This is a genomic window from Nostoc sp. WHI, from assembly GCF_015714725.1.
Lineage (GTDB): Bacteria > Cyanobacteriota > Cyanobacteriia > Cyanobacteriales > Nostocaceae > Nostoc.
In genome coordinates, this window is the sequence record NZ_WBKM01000151.1 from 43,444 (window position 1) to 59,435 (window position 15,992).

14 protein-coding genes are annotated in these 15,992 nt (G+C 42.7%); 9 read left to right on the forward strand and 5 right to left on the reverse strand.

Annotated elements, in window-relative coordinates; genetic code table 11:
* The first annotated feature begins 191 nt into the window (after nucleotides 1-191).
* Complete coding sequence (locus F8S12_RS16205) at nucleotides 192-659, forward strand: YbjN domain-containing protein (RefSeq protein WP_196517175.1); 468 nt, start codon at nucleotides 192-194, stop codon at nucleotides 657-659.
* Between the two features lie 47 nt (nucleotides 660-706).
* The gene (locus F8S12_RS16210; protein WP_196517176.1) at nucleotides 707-1,435 is read left to right on the forward strand and encodes a lipoate--protein ligase family protein; all 729 of its coding nucleotides are present in this window, start codon (nucleotides 707-709) and stop codon (nucleotides 1,433-1,435) included.
* 179 nt (nucleotides 1,436-1,614) lie between these two features.
* Here F8S12_RS16210 and F8S12_RS16215 read toward each other — a convergent pair whose 3' ends face one another.
* The 3 genes from F8S12_RS16215 to ileS all read right to left on the reverse strand — a co-directional run bounded on the left by F8S12_RS16215 (nucleotide 1,615) and on the right by ileS (nucleotide 7,126).
* On the reverse strand, nucleotides 1,615-2,232 hold the full coding sequence (locus F8S12_RS16215) for an HD domain-containing protein (RefSeq protein ID WP_196517177.1): 618 nt from the start codon (nucleotides 2,230-2,232) through the stop codon (nucleotides 1,615-1,617).
* A gap of 418 nt (nucleotides 2,233-2,650) precedes the next feature.
* The gene (gene purH, locus F8S12_RS16220) at nucleotides 2,651-4,165 is read right to left on the reverse strand and encodes a bifunctional phosphoribosylaminoimidazolecarboxamide formyltransferase/IMP cyclohydrolase (protein WP_196517178.1); all 1,515 of its coding nucleotides are present in this window, start codon (nucleotides 4,163-4,165) and stop codon (nucleotides 2,651-2,653) included.
* Between the two features lie 78 nt (nucleotides 4,166-4,243).
* Nucleotides 4,244-7,126 (reverse strand): isoleucine--tRNA ligase, encoded by a 2,883-nt coding sequence (ileS, locus tag F8S12_RS16225; RefSeq protein ID WP_331001395.1) that lies wholly within the window; start codon nucleotides 7,124-7,126, stop codon nucleotides 4,244-4,246.
* A 6-nt stretch (nucleotides 7,127-7,132) separates the two neighbouring features.
* Here ileS and F8S12_RS16230 point away from each other — a divergent pair, with 6 nt between their 5' ends.
* Nucleotides 7,133-7,354, forward strand: a complete 222-nt coding sequence (locus F8S12_RS16230; protein WP_196517189.1) for a hypothetical protein — start codon at nucleotides 7,133-7,135, stop codon at nucleotides 7,352-7,354.
* Here F8S12_RS16230 and F8S12_RS16235 read toward each other — a convergent pair.
* Nucleotides 7,341-9,629, reverse strand: a complete 2,289-nt coding sequence (locus F8S12_RS16235) for an FAD/NAD(P)-binding protein (protein ID WP_196517180.1) — start codon at nucleotides 9,627-9,629, stop codon at nucleotides 7,341-7,343. The two genes, F8S12_RS16230 and F8S12_RS16235, sit on opposite strands and share 14 nt — an antisense overlap.
* A gap of 750 nt (nucleotides 9,630-10,379) precedes the next feature.
* Here F8S12_RS16235 and F8S12_RS16240 point away from each other — a divergent pair.
* The gene (locus tag F8S12_RS16240) at nucleotides 10,380-11,549 is read left to right on the forward strand and encodes a DUF262 domain-containing protein (RefSeq protein ID WP_196517181.1); all 1,170 of its coding nucleotides are present in this window, start codon (nucleotides 10,380-10,382) and stop codon (nucleotides 11,547-11,549) included.
* Between the two features lie 6 nt (nucleotides 11,550-11,555).
* Entirely contained in the window at nucleotides 11,556-12,335 is a 780-nt protein-coding gene (locus F8S12_RS16245) for an MAE_28990/MAE_18760 family HEPN-like nuclease (RefSeq protein WP_230968044.1), read from the forward strand.
* Nucleotides 12,336-12,570: 235 nt separating this feature from the next.
* Here the strand turns inward: F8S12_RS16245 and F8S12_RS40640 are convergent, their stop codons facing one another.
* Nucleotides 12,571-12,954, reverse strand: a complete 384-nt coding sequence (locus F8S12_RS40640) for a hypothetical protein (protein WP_230968045.1) — start codon at nucleotides 12,952-12,954, stop codon at nucleotides 12,571-12,573.
* A 146-nt stretch (nucleotides 12,955-13,100) separates the two neighbouring features.
* Here F8S12_RS40640 and F8S12_RS16255 point away from each other — a divergent pair, with 146 nt between their 5' ends.
* The 4 genes from F8S12_RS16255 to F8S12_RS16270 all read left to right on the forward strand — a co-directional run.
* Entirely contained in the window at nucleotides 13,101-13,454 is a 354-nt protein-coding gene (locus F8S12_RS16255) for a class I SAM-dependent methyltransferase family protein (RefSeq protein ID WP_230968046.1), read from the forward strand.
* Nucleotides 13,455-13,577: 123 nt separating this feature from the next.
* Entirely contained in the window at nucleotides 13,578-14,003 is a 426-nt protein-coding gene (locus F8S12_RS16260) for a hypothetical protein (RefSeq protein ID WP_230968047.1), read from the forward strand.
* A gap of 4 nt (nucleotides 14,004-14,007) precedes the next feature.
* On the forward strand, nucleotides 14,008-15,231 hold the full coding sequence (locus tag F8S12_RS16265) for a glutathione S-transferase family protein (protein WP_196517182.1): 1,224 nt from the start codon (nucleotides 14,008-14,010) through the stop codon (nucleotides 15,229-15,231).
* 147 nt (nucleotides 15,232-15,378) lie between these two features.
* Nucleotides 15,379-15,992 (forward strand): FAD-dependent oxidoreductase (locus tag F8S12_RS16270; protein ID WP_230968048.1); only part of this gene is annotated, 614 nt, incomplete at its 3' end.

The following is a 15,992-nucleotide window of genomic DNA, read 5'->3' on the forward strand; positions in this document are numbered from 1 at the left end:
TTTGATTCAGGTGTAGTTACAGACATATTATAAGTAATTAATCTAAATTTTTAGGTAATAATTTTTACTAAATAACTTAAACTCACCCGAGCTAGTATGACTGATAACCAGACTATCACTTAAACTAACTGCGTCCACAAGTTATAAAGTATGTGTAGATAAAACAGCGAGTGTGTTGAGAAAAAATCTGTATGGCAAGCTACCAAGAAACCTTAACCAATAACGAGCTAGTCGCCGAGGCGACAAGCATTAATCATCTAGATGTCATTGAAAATGTCATCGATTCTTTAGAACAAGATGACAGTGCGATGGTTAGCCACAGTCCAGATGGTAGTCATCTCTGGAAATTTAAGTACGGAAGTGTAGAAGTATTTGTCCAACTCAACGGGATAACCGATGAAGACACTATAACGGTTTGGTCTGCGGTGCTAAATTTACCTGCCAAAGATGAACCCAGGTTGCTGCGATATCTGTTAGAGTTAAACTGCTCTAGCACTTTTGAAGCGCGTTTCGGTATTATTGAAAACCGGGTGGTTGTGATATCGACACGCACCTTAGCGGAGTTGTCTCCTGGTGAAGTGTCTCGGCTAATTACCATCGTGGCAACGATCGCTGATAATAATGATGAAGCTTTACAGTCTGAATTTGGTGCAACTTAAGGAATTTTAGATTTTGGATTTTGGATTTTGGATTTTAGCTGCATCTGATGCCTAGTAAGCAGGTTTGGCGACTAATTCCTTTGCTGGAGGCGGCTGGAAATGTGCAAATGGCGATTGATAGTTGGTTACTAGAACAGCATCAGTCTGGAAAGCATCCGCCAACTCTCCGCTTTTATATTTGGTCGCCACCTGCCATTTCTCTCGGTTATCATCAACGCCAATACCCTGAATATTGGCAAAATTTGACATGGCAAAGTGAGAAGTTGGCTCTCGTGCGGCGTCCTACCGGTGGACGGGCGGTGCTACACCAAGGTGATTTAACTTACGCTGTCGTGACATCTGGCTTTATAGGTAGTCGCCTCCAGGTGTACGAAAAAATTTGTGAGTTTTTGATTCAAGGGTGGCGATCGCTTGGTGTAGAATTACATTATGGTACAGAAGGACGAGGCTACATCCACAACCCTAACTGTTTTGGCACCGCTACCAGTGCAGATTTAGTTTTGTCAGATGGCGCCAAACTCATTGGTAGCGCTCAACTCCGACGTGGAGGGGGAATTTTGCAACATGGTTCCATGCGTTTGCAACCGGATGCTGAACTATTTGCTCAGGTATTTGGTGGAGAATCTTTTACCAACGTGGAACTGCCTCAAAGTCTGACTGTAGAAAAGATTATTGCAGCTTTAGTTGCCGCAGCTATTCATTGTTTTGATATGCAGATAGAGTTGCAACCCCTCTCGCCATCCGAGTGGCAGGCAATTTTAGCGCATCAATATTGAATCTTGAGGGAATGGCACTAAGAAAAGCCCAAAGGCTTGTGTCACCTCGTTCCCAGTCTAAGACTGGGAATGTATTCTGAGAGGCTCTGCCTCTCGTCAAGAAAGAGGAGGCGGAGCCTCCCAATAGGATTACCAGCCTGGAGGCTGGGAACCAGTCAGGGCAAGGGCTGTATCTTAACTTAGTGCCATTCAATCTTGAGGGCAGAAGTCTCTTTAAGATACCCTGCTGTCACACAATCATCAATCAGTTGCAGGACAAAAGGCCAGAGTTCCGGCGCACCTGTTTCTACAGGCGCGACTCGTTTCATCACCTGCTCGCGCCTAATGCCATGAATACGCCAGCTTCCGCCCTGAGTTTGCTGATTGTGCAGCAAGGGTTGTATGCGGTCTAGGGCTGCGGCAAACTTAGCAGTAGGTGTTTTTCCTGCTTCAAACTCATCCCAGAGTAAACGCAACTCGCTGCCTTGATCATCTGGCAAAAGTCCGAATAAGCGTAATGCTGCTTGAGCTTCTCGTTCTGCCTTGCTGTGATTACCCTGCACATCGTAACAGAAGGTATCACCTGCATCAATTTCTACCAAATCGTGAATTAGCAGCATTTTGATGGCTTGAAATATATTAACATCCTCTGGGGCATATTCTGCTAATGCGATCGCCATGACTGCCAAATGCCAAGAGTGTTCTGCACTATTTTCCTGGCGTGACCCATCAGTGAGTAGGGTTTGGCGCATCACCTGTTTCAATCGATCAATTTCGATGATGAACTGAATTTGTTGAGTCAGCCGATTAATTTGCACCTAAATTTCTGATTGTGGATGGGGTTGACTGGATGTTTAATTGTAGGTGATTATCTCAATAACTCCAGCGAATCTGCAAGGATTTTTTTTGCATACCAATTAAAAAGCGCTTGGGAGTGTTGCCGTGTTTCCACCCCAAACGCTTTTTATTCTTAACTTGCTCCTCACACACTACTAAAAGATATCACTGCTTCTATCAAAAGGCAAGTATATTGAGTGACACTTTGAAAACTGTACAAGCAATCCAATTTCTATATGCAAATTAAAAAGCGCCTGGGAGTGTTGCCGTGTTTCCACCCCAAACGCTTTTTATTCTTAACTTGCTCCTCACACACTACTAAAAGATATCACTGCTTCTATCAAAGGGCAAGTATATTGAGTGACACTTTCAAAACTGCACACCTTACGACCAATAATTTTAGTGTAAAAAGTGACGTACACCAGTTAATACCATCACCAAACCCAGATCGTTAGCAGCTTTTATGGAATCTTGATCGCGCAGACTCCCACCTGGTTGGACAATGGCAGTAATTCCCGATGCTGCGGCGGTTCTGACTGAATCATCAAAGGGGAAGAATCCATCGCTGGCTAGAATTGCGCCTTTGGCTTTTTCTCCAGCTTGTTCTAGGGCAATTTTAACTGAGCCGACGCGGTTCATTTGACCAGCACCTACACCAAGTGTAGCGCGATCGCTTGTGACAACTATGGCATTAGATTTAACGTGCTTGCAAACTTTCCAAGCGAAAAGCAATTCGGCTAATTCGCTGTCTGTGGGTTGACGTTCGGTAACTACTTGCCATTTACTGCTATCAGCAATGATGTTATCGCTAGCTTGGACGAGGAAACCACCTGCGATCGCTTTAACTATCTCTTTAGTACCGCCGCTCAAATCTGGTAAAATTAGAATTCGCACGTTGGATTTCTTGGCCAGAATTTCTTGAGCTTCTGTTTCACAAGCTGGTGCAACTACACATTCTAAAAATGTTTTGGTTAACTCCCTGGCTGTAGCCGCATCTATCGGACGGTTGAGGGCGACAATACCACCAAAGGCAGAAACAGCATCGGCGTTAAAAGCTTTTTGATAGGCTTCGGAAATAGTGCTTCCCAGTGCTGTCCCACAGGGGTTTGTGTGTTTGATAATCGTTGCGGCTGGGGTATCAGTGAATTCAGCAATAATTCGGCGTGCGGCTTCTAAATCAACTAAGTTATTGTAACTAAGTTCTTTGCCTTGCAGTTTTGTCGCGGCTGTCCATCCCGTTGTCCCAGTTTGATACCATGTGGCGGGTTGATGAGGATTTTCGCCATAACGCAGAGATTGCAATTGTGTGCCGCTCAGGGTGTACTGTTGTGCTTCTGTGAGGTAAGATGCGATCGCTTGATCATAGCTAGCAGTGTGCGAAAATCCTTTTAAAGCTGCCTTTTGGCGAAATTCTAGGGATGCTTGGCCGTTATTTTGCCGCAATTCCTGCAAATACTCGTCATACTGGGCTGGATCACATAATACTGTGAGATGGGCAAAGTTTTTTGATGATGCCCGCAGCATTGCCGGCCCACCAATATCAATTTGTTCAACAGCTTCAGATAATGTTACCCCTGGTTTAGCAATAGTTTCCTCAAAAGGATAAAGATTTACTACTACTAAATCAATGGGTCGAATTTGGTTATTTTCTAAATCTGTAATATCTTGGGGAACGTTCCGCCGTGCTAAAATTCCTCCATGAATCCGGGGATGTAGTGTCTTAACTCGACCACCTAAAATTTCTGGAGAACCTGTGTAATCTGCAACTTTGGTAACTGGTAGTCCGGCATCTTTGAGGGCTTGGGCTGTTCCGCCACTGCTGATTAAATCAAAGTCAAATTTTTCGACTAAGGTACGGGCTAGGTCGATTAAACCGGTTTTGTTAGATACACTCAGCAGTGCTAGACGTGCCATTGATTAGTTCCTTAAAGAGGATGAATGTGTCACGCAGAGGCGCAGAGGCGCAGAGAGAAATCCATGAAATTGCGGCTTTTAGAACTCTCCGGCTAAGGCTGCAACACAGCGATCGCAAATTAGGGGATGTTCTGTTGATTCTCCCACATGGATGGAGTAGTTCCAGCAGCGATCGCATTTTTGCCCGTCTGCTTTCACTACACCAATTTCCCAGTTTTCTGTCTGCGCTGTATATTCTAATCCTTGCAATCCCTCAGCAGAATCTAATAATTCCACTTGGGAAGTCAGCAATAAATACCGCAGTTCGTCAATACCGTTACCTTTTACTGGGTTAAAGGCTTTGATAGCATCGCCTAACTGTTTGTGAGGTATGTAAATTAAAGCTTTGGCTTCTAGGGAAGAACCAATTAGTTTTTCTACCCTAGCTTGTTCTAAGACTTTATTAACATCGGTGCTAAGTTGTCGCAGTGCTTCCCAAAATTCGGCTAAATCTGGATTCCGCCATTTTTCCTCGACGTGCACCCAACCGGCTTCAAATACCGATTTATAAGGTGTTTTGTAGGGGAGATATTGCCAGATATCTTCGGCGGTGTGGCATAATACTGGTGCGATCGCTCTTGCTAAATTATCTAACGCTATCTTCAGCACCGTTTGACAACTGCGACGGCGGAAAGCATCGGTGGCACTGATGTACAGCCTATCTTTGGCAACATCTAAGTAAAAGTTGGATAAATCCACCACGCAAAAATTCTGCACTGTTTGGAAAAAGCGGAAGAATTGAAAACTTTCAAAAGCTTCGGTAACTTCCTTAAACACTTCGCCGATGCGGTGCAACATATAACGGTCAAGTTCGGGCAATTCCTCAAAAGGTACTGCGTCTTTTTCAGGGTCAAAATCATCCAAGCTACCCAACAAAAACCGCGCCGTATTGCGAATTTTGCCTCTGACATCATTCAACTGCTTGATGATGTTTTTACCAATGCGGACATCGCTGGAGTAGTCTACCGATGATACCCACAATCTCAAGACGTCTGCACCGTAAGCCGGTTCTGCTTTTTGATTTTTCCCGCCTTCAATGAAGATATTTGGATCAACCACATTTCCTTCTGACTTACTCATTTTACGCCCTTGTTCATCTAAAACAAAGCCGTGAGTCAAGACAGTTTTGTAAGGTGCAATGTCATTCACCGCTACACTGGTAAGCAAACTTGACTGAAACCAACCGCGATGTTGGTCTGAACCTTCCAAGTACAAATCAGCCGGGTAGTGTAACTCTGGACGCTGGTTGGTTACAGCTGCCCAAGATGAGCCAGAATCAAACCATACATCCATCGTGTCTGTACCTCTGCGGTAAGACTTACCATTTTGGCGATAAGATTCTGGTAATAATTCCTCAACTGATAATTCCCACCAAGCATCAGAACCTTTTTCAGCGATAATTCCTTGAATATGGTTGATAGTTTCCTCATTCAGCAGCACTTCCCCAGTTTCTTCGTCGTAGAAAACGGGAATGGGTACACCCCAAGCACGCTGACGGGAGATACACCAATCAGAACGTTCCGCCACCATCGGCGTGATCCGATTTTCACCTTGGGCTGGAATCCATTCTACCGTAGCGATCGCCTTTAGCGCTTCTTCCCTAAATCCCTCCACAGAAGCAAACCATTGTTCAGTCGCCCGAAAAATCGTCGGCTTCTTCGTCCGCCAATCATAAGGATATTTGTGCGGGTATGCTTCTTCCTTCAACAAAGAACCAGTCGCAGTCAATGCATCAATCACCGCCTGATTCCCATCACCCAGCACATTCAACCCCGCAAACTCACCCGCTTCTTCGGTAAAATTGCCATTGTCATCCACCGGCGCAAGAATAGGCAAACCATAACGCAGACCAACAATATAATCTTCTTGACCATGACCCGGTGCAGTATGTACCAACCCAGTACCCGACTCAGTAGTAATATAATCACCACCCACAACAATCGGACTTTCGCGGTCAAATAACGGATGACGGTAAGTAGTATGTTCTAAATCATTCCCCTTAAACGTGGCTTTTACAGTCAACTCAACCTCCAAAGTCGTAGATAACCTCTCCACCAACTCAGCCGCCACAATCAAGTATTTGAAATTACTTTGCGTCTTTGCGCCTTTGCGCGAAACTTCCACCACCGCGTAGTCCAAATCACCATTCACCGCTACCGCCAAATTCCCCGGAATCGTCCAAGGCGTAGTCGTCCAAATAGCCACACCCAAATCCGCCAAATATTCCCCCAACAGTGATTTTACACCCTCCCCCAAACCTGTAACACTAAAAGCCGCATAGATACTTCGAGAAACGTGACCTTCAGGATATTCCAACTCAGCTTCAGCCAAAGCAGTCTTAGAACTCGGACTCCAGTGAACCGGCTTCAAACCGCGATAGATGTATCCCTTTAAAAACATTTGACCAAACACGCCAATTTGAGCCGCTTCATATTCCGGCTGCATAGTCAGATAAGGGTGTTCAAAATCACCCCATATCCCGAAGCGCTTACAGCTTTTGCTTTGGTCAGCCACCGCTTCTAGTGCAAATTGTTTAGCTTTTTGCCGCAGTTGTAAAGGGGTTAAGGTTTGCCGTTCTGCTGGCTTCATATTCTGTAAAACTTTCAACTCAATTGGCAAACCGTGACAATCCCAACCAGGGACGTAGCGAATCTTACGCCCTCGTAGCAGTTGATAGCGATTAATAATATCTTTAAGAATTTTACCTAAGGCATGACCACTATGGAAAGAGCCATTAGCGTAGGGAGGCCCATCGTGTAGTATAAATAATTCGCCGGGGTTATTTTCCGAGAGGCGATCGTAAATTTTATTTTCTTCCCAAAATTTTTGGATTTCAGGCTCCCGCTTGATGGCGTTTGCCCGCATATCAAAGTTAGTCTTGGGTAGGTTGACAGTATCTTTGTAACTTCCTGATTCGGTCACAGTCTCATGCCTAAAATTAGGTGTGCAGGTTTGATCAATTATAGAAGATGGCATGAAGCCATGATCCGGGTCGCCGCCAAGCGGGTGCAAAGGAATATAAGTACTTCTTTGAATACAACTACTTACAGTCAACTTCTGGTAGAGTTTCAACCTAAAGTTATCACTACAGAACAAGAATGCGATCGCGCTTTAGAAACTGTTGATAAATTAAGCTCTAGATATACATAGCAAAGTAATCATTGTAAATTTCTGTATTAGTCATGACTGTGAGTTCTATTTGTTTCTGTTCTTCATCTGTTGCCGAACTTGTAGCCGGGTCTAAGCTTTCTTGGGGGATAAAATCACCACAGTATTGATTTGCAGGTACTGTTGCATTCATCTTCTGGGGATAACTCAATTTGAGATTATTCATGATTGTAATAAATTGATCACGACTGCGATCGCTAAATCTGGGATTAAGCCGCTTTTCTTCGCCAATGGTAGAAACTGTGCGCCCTTTATAGTCATGGGCAGGATATACCAAAGTATCATCTGGCAAGGTGAATAAGCGTTGTGTCACCACATCGTATAAAGTTCCAGGATCACCTCCCTGAAAATCTGTGCGTCCACAACCACGAATAAATAAGGCATCACCAGTTAACAGATGGGTTTTGTTCACCAAATATGCTATGTGACTGGCGGTGTGACCTGGTGTGAAAATCGTTTCAATGATTACCGATCCCACCTCTAGGATTTCGCCACCCACAAGGGAGCGATCGGCTTTTGTCACAGCAGTATTCTGGGGAACGATCACTTGAGCGCCTGTTTGTTGCCTGAGTTTGCCTGCCCCTGTGATGTGATCGGCATGAAGGTGAGTTTCTAAACAGTAGCGTAGCTTTAATCCCAGTTCAGCTAATGATTGCAAATCGCGGTCAACTTGCTCTAATACAGGATCAACTAGAATCGCATCTCCTGTCTGCTGATCGGCAATTAAATAAGTGTAACTACTAGTTTCAGGGTCAAAAAATTGCCGAAATAGGAAAGTTGACGCGGGTATCTCTGCACTGGGATCGCTTAACAGAGGCATCGCCGGAATACTCCGCACACGCACTGGTAGCGATCGCAATAACACCTCAGATAATTCCTGCGCCTGTTTCCGTAATTCTGGTACAGCGATAGTTTCCCACAAGTCGCCCTTGCGCGGAGTTCCCAAGGTATAAAACAGCGTCGAGATGTTACCGTCTGCTGCATATAAGGCACCGTGGGGATCTGTATCTAGTCCTAAACCGATGGCATTGGGGCGAATTAAACGCTGCGATCGCAAATCAGTAATCAAAGGATGAGGCGATCGGCGATAGTCTGCTGCTACGCCTGTACAATTCACCACCCGCCGGACGTGCAAGATATGATTAGTTTGGGTTTTGCGTCGGTGTATGGTCACTGCTACACCGTCCGGCAAAGCTTGATATTCCCGAATCCGCCCTGCGGCAATGGTGAGTTGACCAGAATCTAGCATTTGGGTTACAACATCCGCTACTTGTGGGGCAATACGGTGACGATGCACGTCCCAATAGGGTGTCAGATGACGCAAAAAACGTTGCTGTTCCTCAGTCGGTAGTTGTTGCCAGATTTTCTGAGTCATCGGACGCAGAGAATCAATTACTGCTCGCCAGTCGTAGCCTTTGGCAGCAGCAATTTCCACCTCAGTACGCAGCCGACGTAAGTAGCCGCGCACACTTTTTGGCGAATTTTCTGGAGTCAGAAAGCAGGGATAAGGTTGAGCCGCTTGATGTTTTAGGGGAAATAATCCTCGTCGGGACACAGCATAAATTTTACCGCGATGTTGGCGATCGCTCAAAGATAAAACCATATCCACCATCGTCAGTCCCGTACCAATTAGCAACACAGGTGCATCAGCATCAAGGTCTGCTAGGGCATCGGCTGACCAAGCATTTCGTAGATAACTTTCATCATTACTGTTTGCGTTTTGTATAGCGGGGGGTGCAGAGGGTGAGTTCCCCAATGCCAACACAACTCTGTCTGCGGCAAAACAGCGACCACTACGCAGAGAAATCATTGCGCCTTTTTCTTCAGGCTGTACTCCTACCACTTCATCGGTCAAGCGTTCTAGTCGCACATCACTAGGTGCTGTGGCTTCTGCTTCTGCCAAAACCGATTGAATGTATAAACCATAGACCTTACGAGGTATGAAGGTACTGGCATTGACTTCTTGGGGCAAAAATGCTATCAACTCATCGCGGTTGTGCTGAAGCCAACGTAACAAATGCCCTGGGTCGTGGGCAAATGCACTCATGTTGCCTGCCGATACATTCAGCAAATGACAATTGGTATCTGTGCTGTAGGCAATTCCCTTGCCAATTTGATCACTGCGCTCAATCAGCTTAATGGTGAGGGGTTGGCTGGCAGTTTTCAATAAATGGGTAGCGACTAGAGAACCACTAAAACCTCCGCCAACAATAGCGATCGTGGTTGGAGTATGGGCAGTTAAAAAACTAGGGTTCATGGCGGTCTTAGTTAAAATTAATAGTTACGCCTATTTCATAAAGTCTATCTACCGGGATTAAACGCATTTCCAACCCAGCTAAAAGAATTAAGACTTGATTTATTATAAATCCTTATAATACCCTGATTTCAGGCATTAAATACATTTAATTGCTCAGTTAACCGTAGTTTTATATTACACCAGTCAAGTTGTAGCTAATTGGCGAACTAGGCGATCGCTATTTTGCTCAGAAAATGGCTACAGCATAGACTCAGCAAGTAATTTTACCTTGTTTATGCTTTCTACTTTGTAGAAAGGCTGCATGATAAATTTCCACTGAGTTAATTAGGCGGGAAAATTTATAATTATGTCATTGCGAGTGGAACGTAGTAAAACGACGCATAAGACCGAAGTGGTCACGCTCCGCGTTAGCGAAACTGTCGCCTTAGCGATACGCAAGGGTTTTGGATGATTTACATTTTGTTATATAGTTAGGTTTATTTGTGCTTCCCTACTAAGGTTTAAAAATACTGTGTTTTGTTGTTGTTTACGTTGTGGAAAGTAAAAACACACCCCAAGATAATGTTTATTTTTGGACATTATCAACGTTAATTTAGAGGTTTAAACCTCTAAATTATAAAATTTGAAATCAAACACACTGTAACTCAGTTTAAATAAGTAAAAAATTAATTATTTACCAAAATTATTTCAGGACAAATGATAATATATACTTATGGCTTAAAGTAACCACTTTTATAGAGGATGTAGACAATGAATCTTGCACCAACAGAAGAAAAAATGTGGGAAAAATCACCTTCTAAAAATCACATCAAAATGTCTGATTCTGAGATAAACCACAAGTATGAGTCTGGAGAACAAAGAATACTGACTGAAATGAATCGTGAAAAGCTACCAAGCTTTGTTGAAACGTTAAAGAAACCTGGATATATGGATGTACGTCCTTTCTACCAAAGAAGAACTCGGTGGGATGAAAAGATGCAATCAAGACTAATTGAGTCATTCTTGATTAATATTCCTGTTCCCCCAATTGTTCTTTATGAGAAAGAGTTCAACTGTTATGAAGTCATGGATGGTCAACAAAGAATTACTGCTCTTCGTGATTTTTATGATAACCGTTTAAAATTGACAGGACTCGAACTTTGGCCAGAACTCAACGGAAGAACATATACTAATCTTCCTGCCAAAATTAGAGCAGGTATTGATCGTCGCTCCATATCATCCATAGTTTTGATTACAGAGTCAGCATCAAATCCTGAAGAAGCTTTGCTATTGAAGCAACTTGCTTTTGAAAGACTAAATACAGGTGGGATCGCTTTAAGTCGTCAGGAAATACGTAATTGTCTATATTATGGTAAGTTTAATCAACTCTTACTTGAACTAGCAAATAATTCTATATTTGCGGATGCTTGGGGAATTCCAATTAATGATAAAAAACAACTGGACGATAACAATATATATATAAAAATGGAAGATGCCGAATTAGTTCTTCGTTTTTTTTCTTTACGCCATATAGAAGATTTCCGTAGAGGAATGGAAGGTTTTATGGATCTATATATGATTAAAAGTCTCAATTTTTCTGATGAAGATATTGATATTCTCAAAAATATTTTCCTGCAAACTGTAACTTTAGCACACCAAATATATTCAAACAACTTATTTAAGCCCTTTGATCCCAGTACTGATACATGGAAGGAAAATGCTTATAAAGCTTATTATGATGCAGTTATGGTTGGACTCAGTAGATATTTGGCAAATGCAGATACTTTAGTGGCAAGAAAGTTAATAGTAATTGAAGAGACAAAAAAACTGTTTAGAACAGATACCTCAAAGCTATTTACAGGTGGAGGTCGAACCAAGTCCGATATTAAAGAAAGAATCAGGTTATTCGACGAAATGTTATCCCAAGTCATCGCAGGTTAAAGAGCGATGTTTGAGAAAATTTTAATGACAGGAAAAGTTAATATTAATACTGTCCGTTCCATTATTAAAACTAATGATAGACTGATGGATATTTCGTTTTATTCCAGTGCTATAATTAAGACCGAAATATGCGAAGAAACAGAATTAATCCTCAGTAAACTTTTGCAAGATATACCGAAAGCGAGAGAGTGGAGAGTTTACGACCATTGTGCTGTAGTAACACGCTTGTATGCAATTTATGAGCGTTTTGTAGAAGAATTAATTAGTGATTGGTTAATACTTTTACCAGGATTATATCCACGCTATTCAGATTTGGAGGAAACAATTAGAAATAATCACCAGTTGGGAGTAGGAAAATTACTGACTGAACTAAATAAAAACAGATATGAACACCTATCCTCTAAGAAAGTTATGCAAGGTTTATTTTATGGAACTACTGGTGAAAAAGAGTACGAATTACTGCCAGATGCGTTTCTCATTCATGAACAGAACTTACGCCGGGAAACTTTAGAAAGATTATTTGCAAATGCTGGCATATCAAACGCTTGGGCATGGGTTGAAAAACATAGATCCATCAAATATTTTTTAGAAGAAATTAGAGGAAATCAAAATACTGCGGAAGGAGAACTTAATGAATTTATTAGCTATCGTAATGATGCAGCACACGGTTTTCCTGATGATGTTCTGGGGGCTAGTGCATTATTAGAACTATGCGACTTTGTAGATGCTTTGTCCCAAGCACTTGCTGAATTAGTAACTTATCAGGTGATTAAACGCAAGGAATAAATAGGGCAAATTAGAGAAGTTGGCAAAATCACTGAGTGGTTTAAGAAGCCTAATGCTGGAGTTGCAAAAGTTGAAGAAATTAAGTTATCCGTTGGAAACAAACTTTTATTAGTTAGTGAAGAGACATCTTGTTGTTATTTGGTTACTATCAACAGTATTAAAATTAATGATAATCCAGTGAATGATTTACAAACAACTACTGGGATGGAAGTTGGGTTAAAGTTTGATTTGAGTGCTAAAAAAGGGTTGCGTCTATATCAATTAGAATTTGAATAATTAAGCATTTTAATTTTCGCAATACAAAAGAATAAAATATTATACGTATAATTACTAGGATAAGAGCGATTCTACGGAAAAGACTTGATTTTATTTGTACAGCCTGATTGAGTTCTACTAACGGCATTCCGTTGAGAATCTCCAGACGTTTAGTGGCAATCTCGGTGTCTCCCCGTGCCACCTCATCTAAAACAACTTGTGAAATGTAGAGCGTGAATGCACTTCGGCGAAACTCCCACCACTCTCTTGTGATCTCTATATTTGCTGCCAAAATCAGATTTCTGGTTGATCTGGCTGTAAGGTAGCCCAAAATACTAGTTTCGATGTAGACAGTTTCACTCATACGAAATAGGCTAGGAGCCTTTCTAATAAGACTTGATTTTATATGAATTTCTGTGATACTCTGCTTTCATCCATAAAGTACAGTTACTTGATAAGCTAACCGTAGTTTATGGCTACACAGTGTGCATCAAACGGAAATCACGCCTTATGCCAAAAGATTGGTATGAATGGCACGACCTCTACAACACTGAGCCAACATTGCAACAGCGTCTAGAAATCGTGCAAGAATATATTGCTTATAGCTTGAATGCCTCACCTGATGGCGCTATCCGAGTAGTGAGTGTTTGCGCGGGTGATGGGCGAGATTTACTAGGAACTTTAAAAAATCATCCCCGTGCGAAGGATGTTTCTGCACGATTGGTTGAAATAAATTCAAATTTAGTTGAGCGGGGACGAGCAACTATAGAGTCCTTGGGTTTAGCCAAGCAAATTGAGTTTATCAATGCAATACCTTTGCCAATTTACGAGGGTGAGTTGATATCTGAACTCCCTTTTCTCTGAGGCTTGGCAAAAACAATAAGTCCTAAAAATTCCTTCAAGGTTTCCCACAAGGTTTTTTAACGTATTGTCCGTAGTATCAAGGGTTTGATATTCCAAGCTACCTTATAAGCTAAACGCTTATGTATGGGTCATTTTGCCATTTTTGCCCAAATTTTTGTTGGCTCTTATTTTGGCAAAGGTATTGTCAATGGTGATGCAACTCTTTCCACTAACTATGTAGGAGCAGTACCAGCAGATATTGCGATCGCATGTGGTGTCTTAGGCCATGTGGCTGAGAAAATTGAACTCAATCGCTTAATCAATAACTTGAGTTTTCTGAGTAAACCAGGTGCTTTTTTTATCTGGACTCGCGGACATTCTGACGGTATTCCCTACTCTGACAATGTACGGAAAATTTTGAATGCATCTGGATTTGAAGAAGTTAACTTCAAACTCACAGCTACAAGAAATATGGGTGTAGGACTTCATCGTTACCTTGGTGAAAACTTGGCTGCACCCAAAGAGCAACAGTTATTTGTGTTTTCTGGCGTTCCTAGTAAAGCGAGGTAAAAAAATGTCTATTCAAAACACAGTGTCAACTTGGGAAGAAGTTTTAGAAACTGCTCAAAAAAATACCTCTGCGCGTAGGGTAAAGAGGCCGGGACAATCTCCTTCTACGGCACCAATACCCATCAGTTTACAGAAACTTCCCCCAAACACAGAACCGCCAGTCTTGCTTTATCGAGATACTAATTCCTGGTGTCCTTTCTGCGAGCGAGTTTGGTTTGCTCTGGAAGAAAAGGAAATTCCCTTTGCAACGGAGTTTATTGATTTAAGTAATAAACCCAAATGGTACACTGACATAGTTCCCACAACCCTTGTCCCAGCAGCAAAAATTGAGGGTAACTTAGTATATGAATCCAAAGATATTCTCTTGGCTTTAGAAGAAAGGTTTCCACATCCAGCATTATTGCCGGAAAATCCAGAGGAAAACGCTGTTGCTAGACAGTTGGTTGAAGAAGCTGAGACTAACGGTTTTAGAGAGATTGCTTACAAATTTCTGAGAGAAGCACCTCTAGATGCTGATGAGTTGGCAAACTCACAAGCAGCATTTGAGGCGAAGTTAGATGAACTTGAGCAAGCTTTGGCTAAATACCCCGGCGCTTACTTTGTCAGTACATTTAGCTTAGTTGACATTTTGTATAGTCCCCATCTGGATAGATTGGCGGCTAATTTACCTGTGTATCGGGAATATCACCTTAAAGGAAATCCCCGCTTTCCTCGAATTAATGCTTGGTTTGACGCACTTAATCAGCGTCCTGCTTATCACAGAGTGAAGTCGGATAATATCACCAATAATTTACTGTTGCGTCGCAGATGGGGTGTGGAACCGATTGGAAATCCTTTACCTCTGGATGTGGCAGATAGTGAGAAAATTCAATATCGCGCCGAAGCAGCTGAGAGATTGAGCGATAATCGGGAAGTTGCGATCGCAGATATTATCAAAAATTCTGGAGTCCAAGCAATAGCCGCAGATGGTGATTTTACCACAGTTAAAGACGCTGTTGATTTTCACCTGCGACAACTAGCTGATTATCTGATTCATGGCAATGGCGAAACTTTACCGGGTGGTCGGACGGGTGGTAAAAATAGCAGTGTTGATCCTATCTTCGCTGCTGTGGGGGCGATCGCTTTCGCATATTTGAGAAATCGCATCTGCGCCCCCCGTGATATGAGTGCTGGTGCAGCAACGGCGTTTCGGGCTGCGATCGATAAATTGTTGGCTTCTGTTTATTAATTTTGTGGGCGTTGCTGATTGAATGAATTTGCCGGGCTACGCCCCGTTAACGCTAACACGCACAGACGCAGCGAAAAGACGGAGCGCTTCTGAATTCTGACTCCTGAATTCTGCCGTACTGTAGAAACATTTATTGAGGAAAGGGAATTGCTAACAGTCTATAGTGAAAATGAACTACAGTTAACTGCTGATGTACTGGTTATTGGTGGTGGCCCTGCCGCAGCATGGGCAGCCTGGGCAGCCGCATCCCAAGGTGGCAAAGTCATCATTGTTGATAAAGGTTTTCTGGGTACGAGTGGTGCTGCTGCTGCTAGTGGCAATGGCATCATGGCCCCTTCTCCAGAGAATTGGAACAAAGTTTTATCGGAGCGTTATCACCAAGGAAAAAACCTTGCTAACTTACGTTGGATCGAGCGTGTTATCGAAAAAACCTGGCTGAGTTTGCCCCTAGTGGAAAGTTGGGGCTATCGTTTCCCTAAAGAAGATGGGGAATCTGTGCGTCAGAGCTATTATGGCCCTGAATATATGCGGGTACTTCGCAAAAACCTTTTGCGTGTTGGTGTGCAGATTCTTGATCAAAGTCCGGCTCTAGAGCTTTTATTGGCTGACGACGGCTCAGTCGCTGGTGCAAGAGGTGTGCAGAGGCAAGATCATCGTACCTATATCGTTCGGGCTGGTGCAGTAGTCTTAGCCAATGGCGGTTGTGCATTCTTGAGTAAAGCATTAGGGGGAGCAATGCGATTTTGTGAGATAACCCCACC